This is a genomic window from Chitinophaga rupis (genome assembly GCF_900109685.1).
Lineage (GTDB): Bacteria > Bacteroidota > Bacteroidia > Chitinophagales > Chitinophagaceae > Chitinophaga > Chitinophaga rupis.
In genome coordinates, this window is the sequence record NZ_FOBB01000005.1 from 206,075 (window position 1) to 230,655 (window position 24,581).

The 24,581-nt window shown below is 45.2% G+C and carries 22 protein-coding genes; 13 read left to right on the forward strand and 9 right to left on the reverse strand.

Annotated features, from left to right (window positions below; translation table 11 throughout):
- Positions 1-16: 16 nt before the first annotated feature.
- The 9 genes from BMZ54_RS33185 (at position 17) to BMZ54_RS20365 (ending at position 8,856) form a co-directional block, all read left to right on the forward strand.
- Complete coding sequence (locus tag BMZ54_RS33185; protein WP_202909313.1) at positions 17-2,014, forward strand: glycoside hydrolase family 97 protein; 1,998 nt, start codon at positions 17-19, stop codon at positions 2,012-2,014.
- Positions 2,004-2,849, forward strand: a complete 846-nt coding sequence (locus BMZ54_RS20335; RefSeq protein WP_089916371.1) for a glycoside hydrolase family 16 protein — start codon at positions 2,004-2,006, stop codon at positions 2,847-2,849. Before BMZ54_RS33185 ends, BMZ54_RS20335 begins: the two co-directional genes overlap by 11 nt.
- A 274-nt stretch (positions 2,850-3,123) precedes the next feature.
- Entirely contained in the window at positions 3,124-4,644 is a 1,521-nt protein-coding gene (locus BMZ54_RS20340; RefSeq protein WP_089916376.1) for a DUF5010 domain-containing protein, read from the forward strand.
- A gap of 27 nt (positions 4,645-4,671) precedes the next feature.
- Positions 4,672-5,775, forward strand: coding sequence for an SGNH/GDSL hydrolase family protein (locus BMZ54_RS20345; protein WP_089916378.1), 1,104 nt, complete (start codon positions 4,672-4,674; stop codon positions 5,773-5,775).
- A gap of 139 nt (positions 5,776-5,914) precedes the next feature.
- The gene (locus BMZ54_RS20350) at positions 5,915-6,388 is read left to right on the forward strand and encodes a heme-binding beta-barrel domain-containing protein (RefSeq protein ID WP_089916381.1); all 474 of its coding nucleotides are present in this window, start codon (positions 5,915-5,917) and stop codon (positions 6,386-6,388) included.
- A 105-nt stretch (positions 6,389-6,493) separates the two neighbouring features.
- On the forward strand, positions 6,494-6,844 hold the full coding sequence (locus tag BMZ54_RS20355; RefSeq protein WP_089916383.1) for a DUF488 domain-containing protein: 351 nt from the start codon (positions 6,494-6,496) through the stop codon (positions 6,842-6,844).
- 229 nt (positions 6,845-7,073) lie between these two features.
- Positions 7,074-8,246 (forward strand): glycoside hydrolase family 76 protein, encoded by a 1,173-nt coding sequence (locus BMZ54_RS20360; protein WP_089916386.1) that lies wholly within the window; start codon positions 7,074-7,076, stop codon positions 8,244-8,246.
- A gap of 57 nt (positions 8,247-8,303) precedes the next feature.
- Positions 8,304-8,477, forward strand: coding sequence for a hypothetical protein (locus BMZ54_RS33640; RefSeq protein ID WP_449384816.1), 174 nt, complete (start codon positions 8,304-8,306; stop codon positions 8,475-8,477).
- A 19-nt stretch (positions 8,478-8,496) separates the two neighbouring features.
- Positions 8,497-8,856 carry a hypothetical protein gene (locus BMZ54_RS20365; protein ID WP_143081084.1) on the forward strand — a complete coding sequence of 120 codons (360 nt, stop codon included), beginning with the start codon at positions 8,497-8,499 and terminating at the stop codon, positions 8,854-8,856.
- Positions 8,857-8,868: 12 nt separating this feature from the next.
- Here BMZ54_RS20365 and BMZ54_RS20370 read toward each other — a convergent pair whose 3' ends face one another.
- The 3 genes from BMZ54_RS20370 to BMZ54_RS20380 are packed head-to-tail and all read right to left on the reverse strand — an operon-like array spanning position 8,869 to position 10,934.
- Positions 8,869-9,498, reverse strand: coding sequence for a hypothetical protein (locus BMZ54_RS20370; RefSeq protein ID WP_089916394.1), 630 nt, complete (start codon positions 9,496-9,498; stop codon positions 8,869-8,871).
- 4 nt (positions 9,499-9,502) lie between these two features.
- Positions 9,503-10,225 carry a DUF2071 domain-containing protein gene (locus tag BMZ54_RS20375; protein WP_089916401.1) on the reverse strand — a complete coding sequence of 241 codons (723 nt, stop codon included), beginning with the start codon at positions 10,223-10,225 and terminating at the stop codon, positions 9,503-9,505.
- A 7-nt stretch (positions 10,226-10,232) separates the two neighbouring features.
- The gene (locus tag BMZ54_RS20380) at positions 10,233-10,934 is read right to left on the reverse strand and encodes a sterol desaturase family protein (RefSeq protein ID WP_089916406.1); all 702 of its coding nucleotides are present in this window, start codon (positions 10,932-10,934) and stop codon (positions 10,233-10,235) included.
- 238 nt (positions 10,935-11,172) lie between these two features.
- Here BMZ54_RS20380 and BMZ54_RS20385 point away from each other — a divergent pair, with 238 nt between their 5' ends.
- The 4 genes from BMZ54_RS20385 to BMZ54_RS20400 all read left to right on the forward strand — a co-directional run bounded on the left by BMZ54_RS20385 (position 11,173) and on the right by BMZ54_RS20400 (position 14,061).
- Complete coding sequence (locus BMZ54_RS20385; protein WP_089916411.1) at positions 11,173-11,556, forward strand: response regulator; 384 nt, start codon at positions 11,173-11,175, stop codon at positions 11,554-11,556.
- A 197-nt stretch (positions 11,557-11,753) separates the two neighbouring features.
- A complete protein-coding gene (locus BMZ54_RS20390) occupies positions 11,754-12,770 on the forward strand; it encodes a sensor histidine kinase (protein WP_162277622.1) in 1,017 nt (338 codons plus the stop codon).
- Positions 12,767-13,462 carry a LytR/AlgR family response regulator transcription factor gene (locus BMZ54_RS20395; RefSeq protein ID WP_089916418.1) on the forward strand — a complete coding sequence of 232 codons (696 nt, stop codon included), beginning with the start codon at positions 12,767-12,769 and terminating at the stop codon, positions 13,460-13,462. Before BMZ54_RS20390 ends, BMZ54_RS20395 begins: the two co-directional genes overlap by 4 nt.
- A gap of 251 nt (positions 13,463-13,713) precedes the next feature.
- On the forward strand, positions 13,714-14,061 hold the full coding sequence (locus BMZ54_RS20400) for a hypothetical protein (RefSeq protein ID WP_089916422.1): 348 nt from the start codon (positions 13,714-13,716) through the stop codon (positions 14,059-14,061).
- Positions 14,062-14,437: 376 nt separating this feature from the next.
- Here the strand turns inward: BMZ54_RS20400 and BMZ54_RS20405 are convergent, their stop codons facing one another.
- From BMZ54_RS20405 to BMZ54_RS20425, 6 genes are all read right to left on the reverse strand, one after another.
- Complete coding sequence (locus BMZ54_RS20405) at positions 14,438-16,609, reverse strand: peptidase domain-containing ABC transporter (protein ID WP_089916426.1); 2,172 nt, start codon at positions 16,607-16,609, stop codon at positions 14,438-14,440.
- Positions 16,606-17,862 (reverse strand): hypothetical protein, encoded by a 1,257-nt coding sequence (locus BMZ54_RS20410; RefSeq protein WP_089916432.1) that lies wholly within the window; start codon positions 17,860-17,862, stop codon positions 16,606-16,608. Before BMZ54_RS20410 ends, BMZ54_RS20405 begins: the two co-directional genes overlap by 4 nt.
- A gap of 6 nt (positions 17,863-17,868) precedes the next feature.
- Positions 17,869-19,146 (reverse strand): hypothetical protein, encoded by a 1,278-nt coding sequence (locus BMZ54_RS20415; protein WP_089916437.1) that lies wholly within the window; start codon positions 19,144-19,146, stop codon positions 17,869-17,871.
- Between the two features lie 76 nt (positions 19,147-19,222).
- A complete protein-coding gene (locus BMZ54_RS32975) occupies positions 19,223-19,375 on the reverse strand; it encodes a hypothetical protein (RefSeq protein WP_156093022.1) in 153 nt (50 codons plus the stop codon).
- Between the two features lie 132 nt (positions 19,376-19,507).
- On the reverse strand, positions 19,508-21,859 hold the full coding sequence (locus tag BMZ54_RS20420; protein WP_089916443.1) for a TonB-dependent receptor: 2,352 nt from the start codon (positions 21,857-21,859) through the stop codon (positions 19,508-19,510).
- Between the two features lie 339 nt (positions 21,860-22,198).
- The gene (locus tag BMZ54_RS20425) at positions 22,199-24,565 is read right to left on the reverse strand and encodes a TonB-dependent siderophore receptor (protein ID WP_089916447.1); all 2,367 of its coding nucleotides are present in this window, start codon (positions 24,563-24,565) and stop codon (positions 22,199-22,201) included.
- Between the last annotated feature and the right edge of the window lie 16 nt (positions 24,566-24,581).

Genomic DNA, 24,581 nt, shown 5'->3' on the forward strand with positions numbered 1-24,581 from the left:
ATAGAACATGTACCTTATGAATCGTATCATCCGGGGCGCAGCCCGTTACAAAAAAAGCAGCTTTTTCGTTTTCCTGTTGTTTGCTTTGCCAGGTTTGGCACAGCAGTATAACATTACTTCTCCCTGTAAAAATATAACCGTGCAGGTTAGTAATGATGCCGGTATCAGCTATAGCATTGTTTACAATGATAAAACGGTCATATTACCTTCTCCCCTGGGATTTGAGCTTGAAAATGAACCTGCTATGAAGGGCGGTTTTAAGGTCTTAAGCCAGGAAGAAACAACCTTTAACGAAACCTGGGAGCCTGTAATAAAAATCAAACACGCGGCTGTTGTGAATCATTACAATGAGCTGAACCTGCTGCTGGCGGAAAAAGATAGCCTGATGCGGCATCTGCGCCTTTGCTTCCGGGTGTATGATGATGGTGTGGCTTTCCGGTATACCCTCTACAGGAGCGGGAAACCGGGGAACCGGCAGATAACCGGGGAGCTTACCGGCTTCCGCTTTGCAGGCGATCAAAAAGCCTGGGTAGCTGAATATAAAAGCGGATATGCCTCCAGCCAGGAAGCTGAATTTGCAGCCAAAGCACTAACAGATATGCATATATCCACCAAAGCCGGTCTGCCTTTGCTCACAAAGGTGAATGAAAATGCCTGGGCAGCCATTACGGAAGCGGAGATAGATAATTACCCCGGCTTTTATTTAGGCGCATCCCGGCAGGCCGACAGCAGCATCACACTATTTACCAAACTGGCGCCATTGCCGCACGAGCCGGAAGATGGCGTGAAAGCCCGCTTTGATGATAGCCTGCCCACACCCTGGCGCGTGATCATGCTGGCAGCAACACCGGGTAAGCTCATTGAATCTGAAATAGTGCAGAACCTTAACAAGCCCTGTGCTATTGCAGACCCTTCCTGGATAAAACCCGGCATGAGCGCATGGGACCATTGGTGGAGCGGAGAAGTGAAAATGGATATGCCCACCATAAAAACTTATATAGACTATGCTTCCCGGGAAGGATGGCCTTATATGCTAATCGACTGGCAATGGTACGGCCCTTTCAATCAGCCGGTGGCGGATATTACCAAACCCGCACCCCAGCTGAATATGCCGGAAATACTGCAGTATGCAGCCGCTAAGAAGGTACGCTGCTGGCTTTGGCTGTATAGTGCTGATGTTAACCGGAACAACAATTTTGAAAAGGCTTTTGCCTTATACGAAAGCTGGGGTATTGCCGGGATAAAAATAGATTTTATGGACCGCGACGACCAGGAGATGGTGAACTGGTACCACCAGATCATTAAGGCCGCTGCAGCGCATCACCTGCTGGTGGATTTTCATGGCGCTTATAAGCCGGATGGTATTACCCGCACCTATCCCAATATGATCACACGCGAAGGGGTGATGGGAGAGGAGTACTACAAATTCTCCAACCGTGTAACGCCGGAACATAATACCACACTGCCTTTTACGCGCATGCTTGCCGGTCCTATGGATTATACGCCCGGCGGCTTTTTAAATGTAACGCAAAAGCAGTTCAAGCAGCAGTCGCCCACTTTGGTTTCCAATACACGCTGTGCAGAGCTGGCCAAGTTTGTTGTGTATGAAAGCCCTTTCATGGTGAATTGTGAACACCCCGGAAATGTATACGGCCAGCCCGGGGAGAATTTTTTACAGCAGGTGCCTACTACCTGGGACGATACACAGGTGCTGGATGGTTATCCCGGGGAGTTTGTTGCCATTGCCCGCCGTTCCGGCAACAGCTGGTTCATTGGCGCCTTAAATAACAGCAAGGGCAGAACGCTTAAAGTGCCTACCGGTTTTTTATCCGCCGGCAATTACCAGCTGCAGATCTGGACAGATGCAAAGGACGCGGATGTGGATCCCAAAAAGGTACAGCAATCCACCATTACCCTGAAAGCCGGTACTCCGCTAACCATCCGTATGAGCAATGCAGGTGGTTATGTAGCTATAATAAAACCGTTCACTATAAATTCTGATCATGCTAAATAGGTGGATGTTCCTGCTCGCTTTATATGCGGCGCCGCGTACTGTGTTTGCACAAAAAGATACTACCGCCTCTGCTTACCAGCTGGTATGGGCTGATGAATTTAGTAAAGATGGCCCACCGGATCCGCAGTACTGGGGGTATGAAAAAGGTTTTGTAAGAAATGAGGAGGCGCAATGGTACCAGCCGGAAAATGCCTATTGCAAAAACGGGCTGCTGATCATTGAAGCCAGGAAAGAGCAAAAGCCTAATCCCTTTTATGAAGCAGGCAGCAAAGACTGGCGGAAGAAAGATAAAATGATCCGTTACACATCGGCCAGCATCAATACTTCCGGCTTTAAAAGCTGGCAGTATGGCCGTTTTGAAATGAGAGGACGAATAGACATCAGCCCCGGCTTATGGCCCGCCTGGTGGACACTGGGCGTAAAAGGACACTGGCCGGCCAATGGAGAAATTGATATAATGGAATATTACCGGAACAAGCTGCTGGCAAATGTGGCATGCCTGGACAGTAATAAAAAAGCGGAGTGGTATTCCAAAACCAGGAGTATAGATTCGCTGGGCGGCGCTATCTGGTCCGCTAAATTTCATGTATGGCGTATGGATTGGGACGAAACCGCCATTGCCCTGTACGTGGATGATATGTTAATGAATAAGGTAACATTGGATAAGCTGGTAAATAAAGATGGCAGCGGTGTAAATCCATTTAACCAGCCGCATTACATGCTGCTGAACCTGGCCATGGGCGGCATGAATGGAGGAAACATTACATCCAAAACACCATTCCCTGCAAGGTTTGAGGTGGATTATGTGCGGGTGTACCAGAAGAAGGTGCCTTAACCTATGTAATATATATTACTGTAACAAATGGCAAAAAGCAGCTAACAAAAATGATTGTTAAATAACAGGTAACTCTCCGGATTAAAGGCAGCTATCATTTCCTGATGGCTGCCTTCTTTTTTTCAGAAAAATTCAAATTCACCGCTCCGTTAATGTGTTATTAATCGAATATTAATGCCCCCGGCTTTACTTTGCATAACCATATTCATAATTCCACGTCTTCTCCATTTATATAATAAACCATATCGTTTCACCCTTAATCAATTACTATCTTATGGTAAAAAAGAACGTACTGCTGCTGCTCGCCATTATAGCCCTTGGTGTGAGCTGTAAAAAAGAGGTCAAAGAAGATCCATTAACGGATGATCCCGATACACGGCGGGCGAAAACTGAGATCGCGCCCGGCCAGTATATTGGCGTAACCATGGGATTTGATCATGACGCCAGGCTGGGAGGAAAAACTCCGGGCGCCGGTGGCAACATCTGTTATAATTTATCCATTTTTAAATCCACTGACAATGATAATGACTGGTGGGATAACATTGCAGAGGAAATTGCATACAGCGGGGTAGATTTTGTAGCGCCTACCCTGCGTGGATACACGCCCAATAACAGCCGGGATGCGGGAGATCCGCGCAGGCTTACCAGCCTGGTGGCTGCCATGGACCGGCGTGGCCTGAGCAATGCTTTTAAGATCGCCATTTTTGATGATAACCCCGCCTCCTGGACGGCTGCCCGTAACCTGGATAATGGCGACGGCTACGACTACACGCCCCTGTTTGACTGCGGCAATACCGACAACTACAAATATATCTGGGACTACGACATTAAAGCCACTTTTACAGCGGTGCCGGATGCAAAGCGCTTTAAAATAAACGGGCGTCCGCTCATTATGTTCTGGAGCGTAGCCAATGCATTCTGCACCAACCAGGGAAATGGTAACCTGAAAAAGATAGTGCAGTATGTGCGCACTCAATGCCAGACCAGTTTTGGTTTTAACCCCTACATTGTTGTGGACCCTACCTGGCTGCAGTTTGATCAGCAGTGTAACGACCCTGCAGTAATTGATGCAGTAAACCCCTGGTTCAATATGGCTAATCCCTGGCGGGTAAGCACCTTCAATAATGTGAAAGTAGGTACCGCAGTACCGGGCTTCCGGGTAGTAACCGCCACTACCAATATGTTCATAGATGCCAATCATGGGCAAACCTTTATTACAGGGCTCAGCAATACCGCTAATGCAGGTGCTTTGATCACGCTGGTGGAAGGGTTTACGGACTGGCCGGAGAATACCAGCGTATGGCGCAGTAAGGATACTGTCTATTATGATTATCCTAACCAGCGCATTAATATTCTGCGCCGTTATACCAATAAAGCCTATGGCAATTTAAAAGTAGAAGCAGAGGGCTGTGATTATTATAATGATCTGTCGGCCGGCAACAGCGGCAATACCTACCGCGATGGGAATATTGACATTGTTAAAACCGGCGATGCAAATGGCGGTTGGCACGTAACCAACACCCAGGCCGGCGAATGGCTGGAATGGAAAGAGCTGCCCCTGCTGGCAGCAACCCGTTTCCAGGTCAGGTATTCCTCTAACCAGGCAGGCTCCGTGCGTTTTATTGTAGATGGGGTTAGCCAGCCGGTTATTAACCTGCCGGTAACCGGTAACGGCAGCTATGCTACTGCCGATGCAGGTACTATCTCTTTTGCCGGCAACAGCCTGCATACGGTACGTTTACAGATCGTGAGCGGTAACCCGGCCATTAACTATTTTAATGTAGTTGCGCAATAACATTCATCTATAAAATCAGATCGGAAAATGGAAGCACTGAAAAATCTTTTATGTATAGGGCTTATCAGCCTTTCACTGGGATGCGCCAAACAGCAGCTGTTAACGGCTGAAGGGGTTAATTCCACGAAGAATAAAGACCGGGTGAAAGCAAAGGCTGTACTTGTAATGCCCGGCGCAGTGGGCGATACCAACATCAGATATTTTGGCCGCTGGAATTTCAGCAATGCCACCCAGTATGAAAGCGACTGGGGTGGCGCTTATATTAAAGTGAAATTTACGGGGACCACCGTTAAAATTAAGGTGGGGAATAACACCAACTACTATGCAAAAATTGATAATGGCCCATGGGTAAGCTACAAAGGCGTTAGCGGCACGGTGAACCTTACATCCACACCCTTGGCCAATGGCACACATACCTTATCAGTAGCCCAGGGGAAAGACTACAGCTATGTATTCATTTTCCAGGGATTAATACTGGATGCAGGCGCTACCACCAGTGCGCCGCAGGTAGGAGCAGACCTGATAGAATACATTGGCGATTCTATTACGGCCGGTTATACGGATGACCAGGCAAATGTTTCTGATTACGCCTGGGTATGTTCGGAGGCATTAGGGGCTGAACATACGCAGATCGCTTACCCGGGTATAGCACTTACCAATAACTTTGGTATCAATGCCAATAAAACCGGCATGGAGATCCAGTATTTCAAACAGCAATCGCTGGCCTTTACGAACTCGCCGGACTGGGACTTTACCCGGTATACGCCTAAAGTGGTGGTGATTAATCTTGGGCAGAACGATCAAAGCACACAGGTGCCTGACAGCCTGTTTCAAAGCACCTACATCTCCTTCCTGGGAAAAGTAAGGGCTAAATTCCCGAACGCGCACATTTTTGCTATGAGAACATTCTTCGGCGTAAAAGCTGCGCAAACACTGGCTGCTGTAAATGCAAGAATAGCCGCCGGTGACAACAAGGTACACTATATTAATACAGATGGATGGCTTACGCGTAACAGCCCGGACTATACGAATAATACGGATGTACATCCCAGTGTAAGCGGGCATATAAAAGCTGCAGGCCGTTTACAGCCTATTCTGGCGCCTTACCTGAGCGGTGGCGCTCAACCATAGTAAACCCTGCATGGTTTATTAGTGGAGCGGTTGTACCAGCAATGGTGCAGCCGCCTTTTTTTACAGTCATACTTCATTGGCCAATGAAGTATTGATCCCTAAAGTGCTGTTACTTTGTACGTAAATCAGTACTATAATTATGAAAGATATCTTGCTGAAAATGAAAAGCCTGTTCGCCGGTAAATGGGCAGGAGAGGGGTTTGCAAAATTCCCTACCATTGACGATACCGCTTATACAGAACAGCTGGAATTTATACCGGATGAGTACAAAGACGCTATCTTTTTCCGGCAAAAAACATGGTATAAGAACAATACGGAAAAGAATGGCCACACCGTTTTCTGGGACACCGGGTTCATTATACTAAAGGAAGATAAGATCCTGCTGCACAGCGTGCAGGTAGGCGGGCGTATGGAAACATATGAGCTGATGCAAACGGAGAATGAAACGTTCACGTTTAACAGCGCAGCTATTTTAAATGATCCCAGAAGTATCCGTTCACAAAGGATTTTTACTGTAAATGGCGACCACTTTCATTATGAGCTGAATATGGCTAGCCATGCAGCTGATTTTCAAAATCATTTACTGGCTGATTTGGAAAGGGCTGAATTTTAGGGGCCGGTCAAACTGTTAAAGGACGCACAATCGTAAAACAACGCAGGCGCCGCTGCGCCTGGCCCGTATAACAGTAGAGATGCTTACCTTTGAAAAAAAACTTGTATGGCTATCCATATAAAAAGGATCTACGATCCCGTTTCAAAGACCGATGGTTACCGCATACTGGTAGACCGTTTATGGCCGCGTGGCATTAAAAAGGAAGACGCGCATATTGATGAATGGATGAAGGAAATTGCGCCTTCTACGGAATTGCGGAAATGGTTCCATCATGAGGAGGGGGATTGGGAAGCATTCCGCAAAAAGTATCATGCTGAATTAAAGGGATCACCGGCAGTGGAAGAACTGCGGTCTTGTATCAAAGAACATAAGACCGTAACGTTTTTGTATGCGGCGAAGGATGAGGAACATAATCATGCATTGGTGTTGCAGGAGTATATGGAGAAGCATAAGTGATTGTCTGCGTGTAAATATTCAAAAAAGGACAAAAAAGATTAATCCCCCCAAAAAAAATTCCATCCCCCTGTAAGTAATTCGTCCCCCTATACCTGTCCTCTATTAACAACCTGTTCTGAAAACCCGGTTCCACTGTCGTGAGCTTGCAGTACTGTTGCCCTTTGTGTAGGCTGGACCCGTCCAAACAAGCATGTAGCACAATTCTTCATTACCATAAAAATTGAAAAACATGAAAATTCCACTATCTGTAAACCGCAGCAAAGCCCTGGCTGCCCTCTTGTTCATCCTCACCTTCACCAGTTGCGCTAAAAAGGAAGTAAAAGAATTAGAAAAAATGTCCGCTGACGGCGCCAGTGAAAGCGCGGTAACTGCCAGCTCCGTACAGCCGGTAAAATCAGAAGCGCTGCTGGCCATGCAATGTTATAACAATGCCTTTTATCATGAGTACGGTACTTATGGCCCTTCTTTTAAGGCATATTATTATTCCGATATTAATCACACTGGCAGAATGGATTTCTGGAAGCAGGCAGAAGCCATTGAAACTATCATAGACGCCTATACGATCAGCAACGATCCTGATCTCAAAAACAAAATGGTATACCTGTATAATGGTATGAGGGATGGTTATGGATTGTTGTGGAGCTCTAACATCTATAATGATGATGTGATCTGGGGAGCGCTGATGTGTATCCGCGCATTTCAGTTCACCAATGATGGCGGCATGAAAGATATGGCCAAAAACAATTTTGACATGGTTTGGAATCGTGCCTGGGATACCAACCTGGGGGGCGGATTATGGTGGACCACCGCCAATAACACCAAAAATGCCTGTGTAAATGCACCTGCAGCTATTTGCGCCATGTACCTGTACCAGGCCACCGGCGACGTCAGCTACCGCGACAAAGCCAAAATGATCATGGACTGGATGGTGAGCAAATTATATAACGCCGGCACCGGGGCGCTTGCAGGGGCCATGAATGCGGCCGGCAATATTACCGAAGGCACCCGCACCTACACACAGGGTACCTTTATAGGCGCCTGCAACTTACTGCACAATGCCTATCCCTCCAATAATTACAAGGCAATGGGCGCTAAGGCCATGGACTATACGAAAAACAGCATGTGCAATGCGCAGGGCCTGTTACCGGATGAATATGATAATGAAGATTGCCAGGGCTTTAAGTCCATTTTTGCACGCTGGGCATGTAAGTTCACGCATGACCAGGGATACCAGGGCACCTATGCCTCCTGGCTTAATTACAATGCGGCAGAAGCCTGGAACTACCGGAACTCCAGTGGCCTTATGTGGGGCCAGTGGTGGCGCAGAACGCCGGACAGTTATGTAAACGCTTTTGAAACCACCTGTGGGGTAGCCATGATGAATGGGGTGTGGTTGTTTTGATGTTTAAAGAAGAAAAGGCCGGCCTTCGCGCCGGCTTTTTTTGTTCCTCACGTCATCCTGGAATTAAGCGATACAACCGCCCAACAGTCTTTTAAAATTGAGCCGGTAAGATCCACCATTAAAAATAAGGATCTGGTGCTTACCTTTGAGATTCAGGAAGTTTACAAAGGCAATAAATATATGGAGGTTGCAGTAAGTGAGATAAATTTCGACGGGCTGGATGTTCATTGATCAATTTCAAAGACTTTACATGAAAAATTTATGCTGCTTGCTGTTGATGCTCTTCATTTCTTCCGGCATTTATGCGCAGAAGCCTAAGAACGGCACTTATACTTATACCATAGCATTTGCAGAACACCAGGGCAAGTCTTTAGGCGCCACCTGCACTGTTATCATAAAAGGAGATGGTATAAAAGTGATCCACAATGGTAATCCCAACCTGAGTGGTGAAAAAGGAGAGATCATTGATGAAGGTATCATCATCAAACATAAGTCCGGCAAATGGATCATCGGGCAATCGCCGGAAGATAAAAATGCAGAAGAGATCGGGGGCTGCTCCGATGGGCCGCTGGTGATTGATTTTAAGAATAAGCGGTTGTGGACGTGTTAAAGTAATTAATCCCTATTTCTTCACCAGCGTATCCACCAACTTCAATGCCTCATTTTGGCTATAAATATACCCTTTCAGCGGTTTAGCTGATGGAAGATTATCCTGCTGGTATGTTTCCATTACCTGCAAAGTCCTTACGACCTTTAGTACAGTATGCAGATCTGCCAGCGTCAGGTTTTTTGCTTCTATCGCTTTTAGCAATTCGTTGTGGCCGGCGGTTAACCCCTGATACTTTTTCAGGCTACCGGCAACCAGCACTTTTATTTTATCTCGTAAAACAGAATCTTTTATTCCTTCAACATGCTGGCCGGCCACATTGTAATAGATCTCGTTTTTATCATTGAACCTGTTAAACGCTTCAACCGAATCATGCCGGCCGGCCTGCAGGGCTTTCAGCTTATCTTCCAATAGTTTCAGATCAGGGTTCTTGCTAACCTGCTCATCATACAAAGATTCAACCAGGTCTTCCCCTCTTCCTTTTGAAGTAATATCATAAGCAGCGCTATTATCGTCCAAAGCCTTAGGTGTGGCCGGTTGCTGGTGTTGCTGTTGTTGCTGTTGTTGCTGCGCCCGTCGGGCGGGGATATCACAGGAAGCAATTGTGAGCGCTAAAAATGTTGATAGAATGATAGCTGTTCTCATAAAGTTATACTTCGTTGGCTGTTTTATTTTTTATACTCCTCCATTCATGTTCAATATCTGTCATCAACAGCGCATTATCAAACTGAATAGTGCCTTTAGGGAAAAGGGTTTCATTTTCATAGAAGCTGGAATGTACTTGCTGTACGTCCAGTGGTTGTACCTGCCAGGTATAGGTTTGCAGATTCAGCCCTTCATATTTTTTGCCATTAGGTGAATACCCCAAAGCACCCTTTTCAAAAAAAGCAGAAGCTTCTTCCAGGTTTTCAAATATAGAACTGCTGCCCAGGCTATCTGACTTTTTTGCGTCTACGGATATACTGGTATTATCACTACTGGTAAAGCTAACATGATAATGTCCGTTACCTTCCTTTACATTGAATTTTGCAAGATAATGTTTGCCCGGAAATATGCGGCCGCCAACGAGGGTGTTAAGTCTCAGGGATGTATCGCGCCGGGGAATATATACACCTTCCTTTGTAACACCATCCTCATCCCATTCAACGGCAATACGGTGCGCGCCATTTTCTGAAGAAATCCCAAGCAGATCGGGAAACCCTTTAGGCTTGATGTGCTTTAACCGGATCAGGCAAATGCCAACAATTGCTTTGTCTTTATAAACCTTCGGTCTGAACGGCGCCGGAATAATGCGCTGAACAACTTGCGGGTCCGCTGTGAAATTAACTAAGATTCTGCGGTCAATATAACCATGTATAATTGGAAGTTTCATGTTGCATTCAATAACGCTTATACGTCCCCAGCATCCTGTCCCAGATGCTCGTATAAAATCCAAAGTTATATTCCACGTTCCGGTGATGATTATGATGAAACGTAGAAGTTCCCAAAAACTTTACTACCGGCTTATTCCGCAGTTCTTCCGGCAGCGGTTCCAGTCCCAGATGCCCGGCCAATCCAAAAATAACATTCACGGTCAGGTAAATAGCGATCGCATAAATATTAAAGGGGAATAGTATCAGTAAGCATATCCACAGGCTGCCAAACGCTATAGTCTCTACCGGGTGCAGCACAAACAGGTCAATAGGAGAGGGATCTACTGATTCATGATGCAAATGATGCACTGCTTTAAACAAAAAGGTCTTATGAATGAGATAGTGAAATACAAACATCAGCAGGTCCATGGCAAAGAACAGTAATAAGAAATGGGTAACTATCTGCCAGGATTCTTCCATGGTAATTCTTATCATACCCTTTTCCCACAGCCAGTATCCGGCATAAGTAACCACGGTGTTCAGCACATTGGTAAGCACACAGTACCACCAGTCGCGGGAGGTAATAGTGCTTTTCACTACACCAGACCTTTTCAGCACTGCATTGCCAATAAGCAGCACCAGGAAAGTGATCAGTACATTCTCCGCCAGGAAAACAGCCCAGCGGGCAGGTATAGAGAGATGTAACAGGTATTCGAGAATAACGGGCATAACTACCCGAAATTATATATTTCTTTATAATTTATATATTATTTTTTAGTTTAAAATGTTTTTGAAGGCTTACCGCCTGAATGGAAAGTAAAATGGGTGAAAGAGCCCAGTTGCTTCCGGTATAAAGCTTTGTAAAGTTCTCCATTAGTAATTAGTTCTCCATGCCACCCCATCTGTATTGGTACGATTTTTTATACATATCCACTACAAACCTAGTCAACCGTTTAAAACCATTTTTATGACCAATACTATTACCGCTACTACGCAAAAGCAGAAACTCTTAATCATTGAGGATGAAGGAGAAATGTGTTTACTGATCAACCTTTTACTGGACGGTAAAGAAATGGAGATCGAGCATGTAAAAACTATTGCTGATGCTGTAGAATATTTTCAACAACAACCGCCGGCCATCGTGCTGCTGGACAATCGCCTGCCGGATGGCTTTGGGCTGGATTTTATTCTTTTCCTGAAAAAGGAATACCCCGCCACCAAGATCATTATGATCTCCGGTATGGATCCCGCAGCAAAAGATGTCGCCATTGAAATGGGCGCAGATATGTTCCTGGAAAAGCCCTTCACAAAAGCGCAGCTTTGCCAGTGCATTAATGAGCTGCTACATTAATTAACAGCAGCAGGCATATATAATTGACTAAGTAAAGTAGAGGAATAGGTTAGGGCCGTATCATTACGGCCTTTTCCTTTTTTAAGAGCCGTTTCATTCAAACACCCCAACATTTCCACAATTTACCCCAAAAGTGGAGCCTGAACCACAGAATCGCAGCACCTTACATCCCGATGAAGGTGCTGAACCGCTATGCCATGGTACACATAATTGGTTGTGTCTTATTCCTGAGCCAACCGGTCTGGTTATATACTGGTCCGCCGGACCGGGCAGCCCTTTTTTTCTCCAAACCTATGCAGCGGGATCTTATTGGCAATGCGCTGATGCTGGGTTTCTTCTATCTCCATTATTTTATAATAATACCGCGGCTTTACTTTAAACAAAAACGCCTGCCATACCTGTTAAGCATCCTGGCGGGATTTATAGTGATCTGTTTACTGCCTTCACTTTTAACGGGCAGAAATCCATTCCTGCAGGGCGCCGCAGCTTATCCACCAATGGATGCGCGCCTGCCGCCCCCGCCACCAGGCCCTTTCCTGGCAGAGGTTAAACACCAGCTGTTCCTTTTTATAGCAGTGGTGTTCTTTTCTTTATTACTGCGGATCCGCAGCCGCCGCTATAATGAGCAAAGTACCCGGCAAACCGCGGAACTGGCTACTATCCGGGCGCAGATCAATCCCCACTTTTTATTCAATACCTTAAACAGCATATATGCGTTGGCGGTACGGAAAGATGATGCTACGGCAGATTCCATCGTGCATCTTTCCGGTCTCATGCGTTATGTGTTCAGGGAATCAGGGGACCAGAATATCCCATTGCACAAAGAGCTGGAGTACCTGGGAAATTATATTGAGCTGCAGCGTTCCCGTTTAGGGAATACCGTAGTGATCTGCTATACCCTGGAGCAGGAAGAAATAGGGCCGGCAGGTATTGCCCCGCTGATCCTGATCAGCTTTATTGAAAATGCATTTAAATACGGCGTTAACCCCGAAGCCGCTTCCCGGGTATCCATACACATCAAAGTGTCCAAAAAAACCTTATATTTATCAGTGCATAACTATAAGGTAGTGTTGCCGCAGCATTCATTTTCCAGCGGAATAGGGGTGCACAATGCCAAAGAACGTTTGGAATTGTTGTATCCCGGTAAGCATAAGCTGGAAATAACAGAAGATGCGCACCACTACCAGGTGACACTGATAATGGAACTGCTATGATAACTGCTATTGCACTGGACGACGAACCCCCAGCGCTGGAAATTATTAAAGGTTTTTGCGCGAATATTCCTACTGTAGACCTGAAAAAAACCTTTACTAAAGCCGGAGAAGCTTTTGAATACCTGGAAAAATACCCGGTAGACCTGCTGTTGCTGGACATTAACATGCCCTCTGTAAACGGCATTGACTTCTATAAAAGAGTGCCCGCCCGGGTGATGGTTATCTTTACCACTTCTTTTAGCGAATACGCAGTGGAAAGCTATAACCTCAGCGCCGTGGATTACCTGGTAAAACCCTACACCCTGCAACGTTTTACACAAGCCATAGAAAAAGCAAATATAGCGCATGAGCTGCGGCAAAAGGCCGCCGTACCGGGTAATGATCATATTACCCTGCGTGTGGATTATGGCCTGGTAAAAATTCATTTCTCCGACATTCTTTTTATGGAAGGATTGGATAATTATTTAAAGATCCACCTGAAAGATAAGAACCCCGTAATAGTAAGAATGACCCTGAAAGCCATCCTGGAAAAATTACCCGCTCCTGTATTTGTACGCGTGCACCGTTCCTTTATTGTACCCTTATCGCAGGTAGCTGGCGTGCGTAACAAAATGATCGTACTGCACTGCGGGGAAGAAGTGCCCTTAAGCAATAACTATGAAGATGAGTTCATGCACCTGCTGAACCGTTAGAACTGCCTGCCATACTGCATTTCCACTTGTTGTCAACACTATTTGTGTGCTGTAATTATTCGTATCAGGAATAATTGAGGTCTGCTTTAAAATGAAATACCACAGAAACCGGCGCATTCACCCCAATTATTAAAAGCCGTGTTCACATTTAATTCATCTTTGTATCAGAAAGAACGACAGATAGTAACCAGGATTACACAAGAGAACAGGAATTGATTGAGCAGAATGTTACCGGTTTAAAACAAGATGTTATGAAGATAAAAAGCGTGCTTGTTTACGACGGATCACTCACTATTACCACCGTGTTGTTGCTTGCCAGCTCCAAATTGGAGGATGATAATATAAGCCCCGTTGTATACCTAAGCGCGCTTCATTCCCGATCATTAACCGCTAACACCTTTAAAGAAACGGCCGACAGGCTATACACCAACAGCCAAACCTACAACATTAGCAGTACACCGGGCGCCAGCGGAGCGGCAACATTTGAGTATCTGGAGGGGCGAAAGAGTTCCCTGGCGCCAATTGTGTGTGTCGTAACCTATGCCAACATTAAGGATGTGGAATTTATTTCGAAGTGGGTCTGTCCGCCCTATGCCTGATTCAATGCGGCAGCCTTGAAAATGAAATACTGTTGGAATGCGCTGCAATGTACCGTTGCACAGCCGGTCGTTGCAGCCATCCGGCAGGGATCTGTAAAATGAGAAAAAATTAGGTGACATACATTATAACAGGGGGACAAAACCAATTTTTATTGTTTACTGGGGTGGAATGCTGCCGGCGCTCTTGATGGTACAAGTAGGATGGGGATAGTTTATGTGGAGCGCCGGCGTTTTTTATTCATCAGCTTATTTATAACATCACTATCGTGTTTTATATAGAACAGTATTGAACAACATTAGCAATCGTGGGGGCACACAATGAAAGAAGCCGTCTCAAAGATAATTGAGGCGGTTTTTTCTACTATACAGTACCCTTTTATAATCCCAGCTCCAGCTGATTTTGCACCAGGCTAAAATATTCAGACCTCCGCTGTACCAGCTGCAGATGACTGCCCTGTTCAACAATTTCACCATTCTTAAGCACCACGATCTGGTCTGCATTTTTAACAGTCGACAATCTGTGTGCTATAATCACCACTGTTTTGCCTTTAAAGAAGCTTAGCAGGTTGTCCTGTATAATCTTCTCATTCTCCGCATCCAGGGCGCTGGTAGCCTCATCTAAAAGGAAATAATGCGGGTTTTTATACACCGCCCGGGCAATCAGGATCCGTTGTTTCTGACCACCGGAAATACCATTCCCGGCAGCACCTATCTTTGTATTTGCTTTCAGTGGCAGGGACTCTATAAAATCAGTAATATTGGCTATGCGCACTGCATGTCTGAACCGGACAGGGTCCAGTTCCCCGCCGGCAATAATATTCCGCTCAATTGTATCAGAGAAGATAAATCCGTCCTGCATTACCACACCGCAGTTCTCACGAAGATCCAGGGGAGAAATGGACGACAGTGGAAGATGATCAAAGAACACAGCTCCGGATGTTGGCTCATAGAATTTAAGCAGCAGCTTCATAAGCGTGGTTTTGCCGCTGCCACTGGCACCAACAATTGCAGTAGTTTTCCCATACGGAATGTTAAGATTGATATTCTTAAGGACAAGCGGGGAAGTACTGCTTCCATACCGGAAGCTTACATCCTTCATAAAGATCCCGCCCAAAGAAACAGGCGATAAGAACGGCTGTTCCTCCTCCTGGTGTAACTGGATCTCATTCAATCTTTCCAGGCTAAGTTTCGCGTCCTGCAACGACCGGAAGAAGCTCACCAGCTGGTTAACAGGTGCATTCATCTGCCCTATAATAAAAGATACGCTCAGCAATTCTCCCAGCGTCATATGACCTTTTACAACATAGGTTGCGGACAAGAAGGTAACAATGATATTCTTCACCTGGTTGATCAGATCAAATACGGATGACTGCAGCTGATCTAATTTTAAGATCCTGATATTGATCTTAAACAGCTTCCGCTGGATCTTCTCCCAGTTGCTTCGTTTAAAATCTTCCAGCTGACTCAGCTTCATCTCAGTTACTCCGTTGATGATCTCATAAATAGACTCCTGGTTCTCACTTCGGCGCTGAAACCGGTAATAGTCAAGAATGCGGCGCCTGCGGAGAAAGGAATAAGACCATAGAACAGATAATATAGTCAGGAATAGATAAACAGAGAGGATCTTGTAGTTATAATACCAAAGCACCCCCATAAACGCAGAAAACGTCAGCATGGAGAATATCGTCAGCAAGCTTTGAGAGGTGAGGAAGATCTCTATACGCTCATGATCCTGTATCCGCTGATTGAAATCTCCCATCATTTTTGTTTCAAAGAACCGCACGGGCAACTTCAGCAGCTTACGCAGATAATCCGAGATAATGGTAATATTGATCTTTGCCCCAACATACAGCATCAGCCAGTTCCGGATCACCCCGATAAATAAGGTACCCAGGAATAATCCCAGCTGGGCCAATAGTATCAGGGAGATCAGGTTAAGATCCTTCCCATGAACGCCTTTGTCAATAAGGTTTTGGGTAAGAAAGGGTAAAGCAAAGGTAATAACGCTGCCTGAAAACAGCAGCAGGAACATGAACCAGACCTGCTTCTTATAAGGACGCAAATACCCAACCAGCTGCCCAAGCGATAAGTTCACTTCAGGAGCGGGGATGGAAAAAGAATAAAACTCCGGCAATGGTTCAAGGATCAATGCTACTCCTGTATTGCCGTCTGAGAACCATGACTTCTTAAAGTCTTCTTCTGATAAGGTGATCATCCCGTACCCCGGATCTGCAATTTTATAAACAGGTGTAGAAGAGAATGGGCGGCGCACTATCTTATGTAAAACAACAAAATGATTCTTGTTCCAGTGAAGAACGCAGGGCAGGGGCATTGTTGCCAGCACATCCAGGGTTAATTGTGCAGAAACGGCTTCCATACCAATCGTCTGGGCCGCTTCGCTGATACCGGCAAGCGACACCCCTTCCCGCGTAAGAAAAGAATGATCCCTCAGATACTTTAATGAATACTTCCGGCCGTAAAAACCTGCTATCATCGACAAACAGGCCGGGCCGCAATCCATCTGATCGTGCTGCGCGACAAACTTCATAATACCCTTATGCCGTGGTGTTTATACAACAATCCTAAAATATAAAGGCCAATGGATTCATCCCAGTCTGGCAGTACTGCCAGCAAATCACTTACTAGCAGGGGCTTACCTTCATTAATAGTATCAATCAGATTTTCAATGCAGGAGAAATATTTAAACTCCGTTTTAACACCTCTTACAAATATGTATAGTTTGGAAGAGGCTTGATAATACTGGATCTTATAGGGTTTCTCTACTTCAATAGTATCAGTAACAAGCAATGTTCTGTTATCTGTTTTGGGGAAGGGATATGTCCGGTAACCGGCATTACTGAATAATCCATACCGGAGATCCTTATAGGTTGCACGCAGCAGATCTTTGAAGCTGAGATCTTCCAGCTCAGGGGGGAGCTTATACAGGTCTAAAGTTTTATCCACCCCACCGGTATTATCCAGCGGATTGGTATCGGGCTTCAGCATGAGGGTAGATTTTTGTAAATACTGCTCTTTGATGATCGTTTGCAATCTTCCGGCAAAGTCATAATTGGCGCGGTTAAAACACCAGCAGGCAATAGCAATGGAAAGGCCTTCCTGGGTACCAACATGATAGGTGTTCTCAGGCATAAAATAAATATCCCCTTCATCAAAAGGGAATTTATTCGCATAGGGAGTGTATTTACTGATCGCTTTATTATTATATTTTTCTTCCCCTACCAGCGCCTCATATTCTGCATTATCCCAGGTATACATGGTTTTGGAACCGGGCCCCAAATGAAAATGGATCACACTCTTTCCCGGAAGGTCCAGGTGTATGCCCAGTGGAGTGCTGTCATAATTTCCTATAAACAGGGTGAAAATAATACCCTCAGTGGGCATTCCTGTTTTTTCTAACAATGGTGCTAATTTAAGGGCTATACGACGGGATAATTCCATGTTAAACCGTTCTCCTTCATTGATGATCATCCCGAACTTTTTATCCCCAAAAGTCCGTTCAACCCAGGATTCTACTGTTTCACCGGGCAGGGGAGGATGATCGTAGATCCGGAACATTTCATTCTTTTCTAATTGTTTGCCTTCTATGTATACGCGATAACCATGCTTGTCAGTACGCATACGTGCAAGATCTGCCAGTATTTCAAGAATATAGGTCCTCATAAGGGCCGTTTCATCTTTCGTCATGCAGTCTTTCATAACAGAAGTCCTGCTCATCTTTCCGGTGGTATCCAGGAACTCATCCCACCAGACCGGGCTGAATGTGGTTACTGTCTTTTCCATAATAAGTTAGTTTACTTTACGGATGCCATGAGCACCATAGATCATTTTCAGGATATAAAGACCAATCTGTTTATCCCAGGTGGGATCAAGCAGGGAAAGCAGCTCGCTTACCGAATGCTCCTGTCCTTCATTGATCTTGTTTATTAATGATCTGATACCTTCAAAATCATTGAATTCGATTTTTACGCCTCTTACATATATATGTAATTTTCCACTGTATTCAGATTTACGATAGCGGATCTTAAAAGGCGCTTCCCGGATCACCCGGTCATGGAGTTCAAATAATGGTTTTTCAGCTCCTACTAAAGGGCTGGTCCTGTATCCTGCATTGCTGGCTACAGAATATCGCAGCTCCCTGTATGCTTCCCGCATCAGATCCATATAACTGAGGCTGCTCAGCTCAGGAGGAATCGTAAATGCTTCCAGGATCTCTGCGATACCGTCAGTACTCTCAAGGGAGGATCTGTCAGGCGCCAGGATATCCTCATTTTTCTGGAGGAACTGTCTGTGGATCACCAGCTGCATCTTTTTTGCCAGCTTCTCTTTGGTAAGGTTATACTGCCAGAAAGTTACCGCCACAGAAAGCCCTTCCTGCTTGCCGATGTGGAATTCTCCTTCAGGCATGAAATACAGATCACCTTCTTCAAAAGAAAATTCAGTGGCATAAGGTAGCAGGGAATCTACCTCTTCTCTTTTATATCCCTGTGAAAGCAGGTCGGCATATAGATCCTTATCCCAGGTATACATTGTCTTGGGGCCGGGGCCTAAATGGAAATGGATTACATTCTGGCCGGTAGGGTCCTTATGTATTCCAAGAGGAGTTTTATCATAATTACCAATAAACAAGGTGAAGTTAACGCCGTCACGGGGAAAGCCTACTCTTTCAAACAGGTGTTCTGCCTTCAATGCGATTATAGTGGATAATTGAAGATTAAACTTCTCGCCGAGGTTAATGATCATTCCAAATTTCTTATCACCAAATACACGTGCAGACCATGTTTCCACATCTTCGCCTTCCAGCGGCGGCGCATCGTAGATCTGGCCCATTTCTTCCGTGTTAATGATGCGGCCATTCACATATGCCCGGAAGCCATATTTTACCGTTCTTAATATACAGAGCTCTTTGAGTATATCTAAAACAAGGCTCCTTAATAATGCTGTTTCATCCTTGTCCATACAATTTTTGAATACAGCGGTTTTGGTCTGGCCCTGTGTCACTTCAAGGAAATTATCCCACCATTCTGCACTGAATTTTTTTACATCGATTTCCTGTAATGTTTCCATTGTCATGAATTTTAAAGGATAGAATATAGTATAGAGAGCAGAGAGAGTAGTTGCCTACTCCCTCCTTAAGATTTGATTATGCAGCTTCAACGCTATCATGGTCATGATGGTGACCTACGTCAACCGGGTCTACTTCTGCAGCACCGCCTACTACTAAGTTTTCTTCCATTGGGGTCAATACTTTAACACCCAGAAAATCTGTCAGTTTTTGGATTTCTTCTTGTTTCATTTTAATTTGTTTTTGAAGTTAATAAAGGGGCATCTTGTTTTTTTTCTTTGGGTTACGAAATGCGTCAATTATTCCCGCAATTCTTGCGCAATGAATATCTTGTTGACTAAATACCGGTGGAAATATATAGGGTTAATTATTTGCTCGTTCTTTTTCTTCGTCGTTTCCGAAGCTCTTTTTTTCTATATTAATTTTTTTATTACCAAATTTGTACGTTGCTGAAATCCTTAAAAGCCGGTTATCGCTGTAATCATAATACACCTGCCTGATGCCATCCGTATATACGGTACTGTAATTCCTGGCGGTCTTCAGGATATCCTGTACTACAAACGATAGCTGTATACTATTCTTCAGCAGGGAATATCTCAGGGCCAGGTCCAGGTTGGCCCGCGACCTATACTTATACAATAATGAATATTCAGGTGCCTGATACCAGAAGTTGATAGCCCCTTTTAAATATTTATTCAGAATAAAAGAATTGTTGCTACTCACATAGCATCCCCAGCTGTCTGTATTTTTCAGATTAACCGTCCTGATAAATTTTGAGGCTGAATAATAAACATCCACTTTCGTCTCACTTTCCCACCATTTTAGCCTGTTAAAACTAAACGATTCCGAAAATCCCATCTGATTGTTCGAATAAAAGTTCAGTTGTGTGAAGTATTGTACCTTGGTCACTTCATCCGCAAAGGGTACTTCTCCAAAACCATGACTTGCATGTGCATAGTAGACTGCTGTATAAAGTATATTCTTATACCCGTATTTCAACTCCACATTATCCGTGTACCTTGGCGTTAGAAAAGGGTTTCCCTCAGTGTAATTGTACGGGCTGGAATAGAACTTAAATGGATTCAGGCTCGCATATCCCGGTCTTGAGATCCTCCTTCCATAATCTATTACCCATGAATGAATATCATCAGGAGCATAAGAAACAAAAAGGGTAGGGAAAAGCTGTGTATAGTCGTTCGTGTTCTCCTTGCCGTAGGTTACAGAATTACCTGTCGTATGAGTGTGCTCCAGCCGTAATCCTGCCTGTATCTGCCATTTCTTTCTGAATTGTTTATCCCCGGAAAGGTAAACGGCCGTTGTATTCTCTTTGTAATTAAAGATATTACTCTGCCCCGGGTTCAATACAGGCGTTCCTGTAGTTGTATTATAATATTTCAGATCGTTATTGGTGTCTGTAAATGATATTTTTGCCCCATACAGCATCTTTATCCCTCTTATGGGCGTTTCCATATCTGCCTTTGCTGTATAGTTATTCATTCCCTGTACACCAGCGTTTTTCGTTGACAGAAAAGTGGAATAGCCGGTTGTGCTAAAATCCCTGTTTGTATTGTTATTAAACTTAAAGTAGTCAAAGTTTAACAGGAGCTTACTCTTGGCAAGATCTATATCAGCATGCCAGTTCAGAGAGCTCGAATTTACTTTTCTTGCCGTGGTTGCAACGGTATTGAGAAGGGAATCTATATGATCATTACTGCTGATCACACCTGCGTCATATTCATCAATCACGGGTTTACTGTAGCTCCCGGAAAATAATAATCCCGTAGTCCATTTTTTGCCAACCCTATAATCTATACCCGCGTTAACCGTTGTGTAATTGATGTTTATTTTCTTGACAAAATCCGTGTTCCAGGATTGATCAGGGTAGTAAAGCTCATCTGTTTCCGTCCTTTTTCTGGCGCCTCTTTTATAATCCACACTGAACATAAAGGATAACTTGTCTTTCTGATAGTTGAAGTTGCCGCCAATGTTGCCCGCAGCATAGGAAGTTTGTGTGTAGCTGCTCAATACTGCGCCATTCCAGCTATTTACCTTTGCTTTTTTAAGTTTTATATTTATTAAACCGCTATTGCCTTCTGCATCATATTTTGCAGCAGGATTGGTGATCACCTCTATGCTTTTAATATTATCACTTTTAAGAGTGGCAAGAAAATTAACCAGGTCTTCTCCTGACAGCTGTAACACTCTGTCATCAATCATAACAGCTACGCTTCCTTTACCTGCCATGGATATCTGATTGTCCTGTACACGTACGCCGGGAGTTATTCTGAGTGCATCCAGGGCATCTCCTCCTGAAGCTCCAATGGAATTTTCTACATTAAAAACCATCCTGTCAATTTTTCTTTCTATGAGCTGAGCTTTCCCTGCTACCACAACTTCTTTCAACTGTTTAGCGTTGTCTGGAAGCTGGATATTGATGGTGGTATCCCGGTTAATGTGAATGATCAGGGTTACTTTTTCGTAGTCGAGGCGTGAAATGAACATTCTGTACACACCCTGGGGTACTTGCTCGAAATTATAATTTCCCAGGCTGTCAGTATAGGCCGCAAAAAGAGTAACCGAATCCTGTTTAAGTATTAATGTGACAAATTCTACTGCTCTATTTTCTTTATTGACTACCTTTCCCTGGATAGTTGATTGGGCGTAAGAAGCTGAAATAATAAAGATGAATAGGGTCATTAAATAGGATGATCTCATCTATGATCTGAATTTGTAATGGCTAAGTTAACATGAGGGCTGTTTTTTGTTGTGTTTCCCGAAAATACATTAAAAATTAAATTGCCAAAATTTTTTTTCCGTATCAGCTAAATGTGCACTGCGGCGGCCATGCAGTGTTTCAAATGTAAGCATTGACAGTATTGAGGATCAATCAACCGGACAGTAGAGTAAAAAAAAATTAAACATCAGTATTGGCGCACCTTGTTTGCCGTGGGTACAGTCAACAAAACAAAAACTCCGTCAGAAGATGCCAGCAGTTATTTGCAAGGCACGCCCGACGGAGCCAGTAATTTTTAGAAAGGGAATACCCTGTTATTTTTAGAACCTGTAAGCTACATTCAAACGGAAGTTCCGCGGTGCTTCCGGTATCCAGAAGTAATATGGCGCACCATCATTCAGAATAGATCCTGAATAGAGGTATTTGCTCAGCAGGTTGTTCACGTTCAGGCTAACGCTGTAACGGGAACCCTGGTACGAAATGCTGCCATCCATCCGGAAATAATCTTCCAGCGGGGTTTCGCCGGTAAAGGAATACCATGCAAAACGGCCGCCCTGGTATTGTGCGCCAATGGCTATACCCAAACCTTTCAGCTTGGTTTCTTCCAGGCGGTAAGAGAGCCAGCCGTTGGCAATGTTGCGGACAGTACCGGGTGTAGCCTGACCTATATTGCCTTTATTGGTATCGTCGGTGATCTTGGAATCCGTATAGGCGTAGTTGAGGGTTACATCCAGGCCTTTTACGATGCGGCCGCGGATATCCAGCTCAATACCCTGTGTGCGGGTTTGGCCCAGCTGGGTTGACCAGTTAATGTTGTTCGGGTCGCCGGTAACGGTATTGTTGCGGTAAATGCGGTAGGCGGAAAGGGTGCTGTTCCAGCGGCCCCCAAACCAGTCGCGCTTTAAACCTACTTCCACATTATCGCCGGTAACCGGTACAAAAGAGCGGCTCTTCGCGCTGTCATAACCTGCGGTAGGTACAAAAGCCTGGTCATACAATGCATATACGGAAGTATTGCGGTCCAGGCTTGCGCTTAAGCCTACACGCGGTGTGAATTTTTTAGATTCCACTTCAGAACCGTCATTATCTTTTGAGTAGGTATAACGGCCGGCCAGTGTAAGGCGGATGCGGTCCTGCAGGAAACGCAGCTCATCCTGCACGTAAATGCCTTTGTAAGACTGCAGAGTGGTGAAAACAGAGGCATTTGGCCCGGTGCGCTGGCTTACAGGAACGCTGTGGTCAAACGGTGTAATATCTGCAGTAGCGGCGTATTGCGGGTTGTAAATATTAAAAGTACTGGCAGCGTCTATATATTTAAACTGGCCGTAGTCGGAGTAGTTATTTTTTTCGCCAACATCTATACCACCCAGCAGGCGGTGGGTTACACTGCCGGTATGGGCTTCACCGTTTACATAGATCTGTCCCAGCCTGTTTACGGCGTCCACATCCCATATGGTCATAGCGCGGCGCATGTAACCGGCGGAATCGGGCTGTACGCCGGGCCATACAGAGCTGCCCCTCAGCTTGTAGTTCTCATACATGAGCTGTGCCGTTACGCTCCAGTCGTCATTGATCTGGTGGTGCAGGTTTAACAGCAGGCTGTGGTCATTGGTTTTGGAAGGGGGCAGGGTAGGTGCGGTGGTGGTAAAGCTGCGCGGTACATCCGGGTCAGCATAACCTTTGCGGGAAAACTGGTAGTTAGCGCCAATCATCTGTACTTTGGAATACTGGAAGGTATACTCCGCAGTCAGGGAAGTACGGTCGTCCAGCTTATAGGTAAGCACCGGCACTACAGAGTAGCGCTCATTGTAGTCAATTTGCTGGAAAGAGTTTTTGGATTGTCCCATCAGGTTCAGGCGGTACAGCAGCTTGCCGTCTTTGCTCAGCTTACCATCCAGGTCCAGGGTGGCGCGGTACAGGTCGTAGCTGCCAAAGGTAACGCCCACTTCGCCTTTGGTAATGCCGGTAGGTTTTTTTGTTACCACGTTATAAAAACCGCCGGGCTCTCCGTTGGCCATCATAAAACCGGCAGGGCCTTTTACAAATTCAATCCGTTCTACCATGCTCATATCTTCCGTCATCGGGCCAAAGGGCATGGTTACATTCATACCGTTGCGGAAAGCGGGGATGTTGGATCCGCGCATATAGATCCGGGCGTAGTTATCCCAGTGTTCGCCACGGGTAGCGCCGCTCACATTGCGGGTTACGCCTTCCAGCATATCGGTGATCTGCTGGTCGGCAATCAGCTTGCCGCTGATCACCTGTATGTTCTGTGGCGTTTCCAACAGGGATGTTTTTAAGCGCAGGGTATTGGAAACTTCGCTGGGTTTATAGTTGGTTTTTTGTCCTTCAATTACCACCTCTTTCAGTTTGGAGGCAGATTCTTCCAGCTTAATATCTTCTACGGTCACTATCTGACCGGCAATTACAGTTACGGTTTTTTCCTGTGTCAACAGGCCCACGGCGCTGGTACGCACGGTGTAGGTGCCTGGTTTCAGGCGGTCCAGCTGGTAGGCGCCGCTTTCAGTAGTGATGGCGCCTATTTTGGTGCCGGCAATACCTACGGTTACAAATCCGGCCGGCTGCCCATCGGCAGTACGTACCTTTCCTTTAATGGTGCCGGTTTTTTCCTGTGCGGCGGCCACCAGTGTGCATAATAAAAAGAGGGCTGATAAGTAATACTTCATTCTATTGTGATATCGT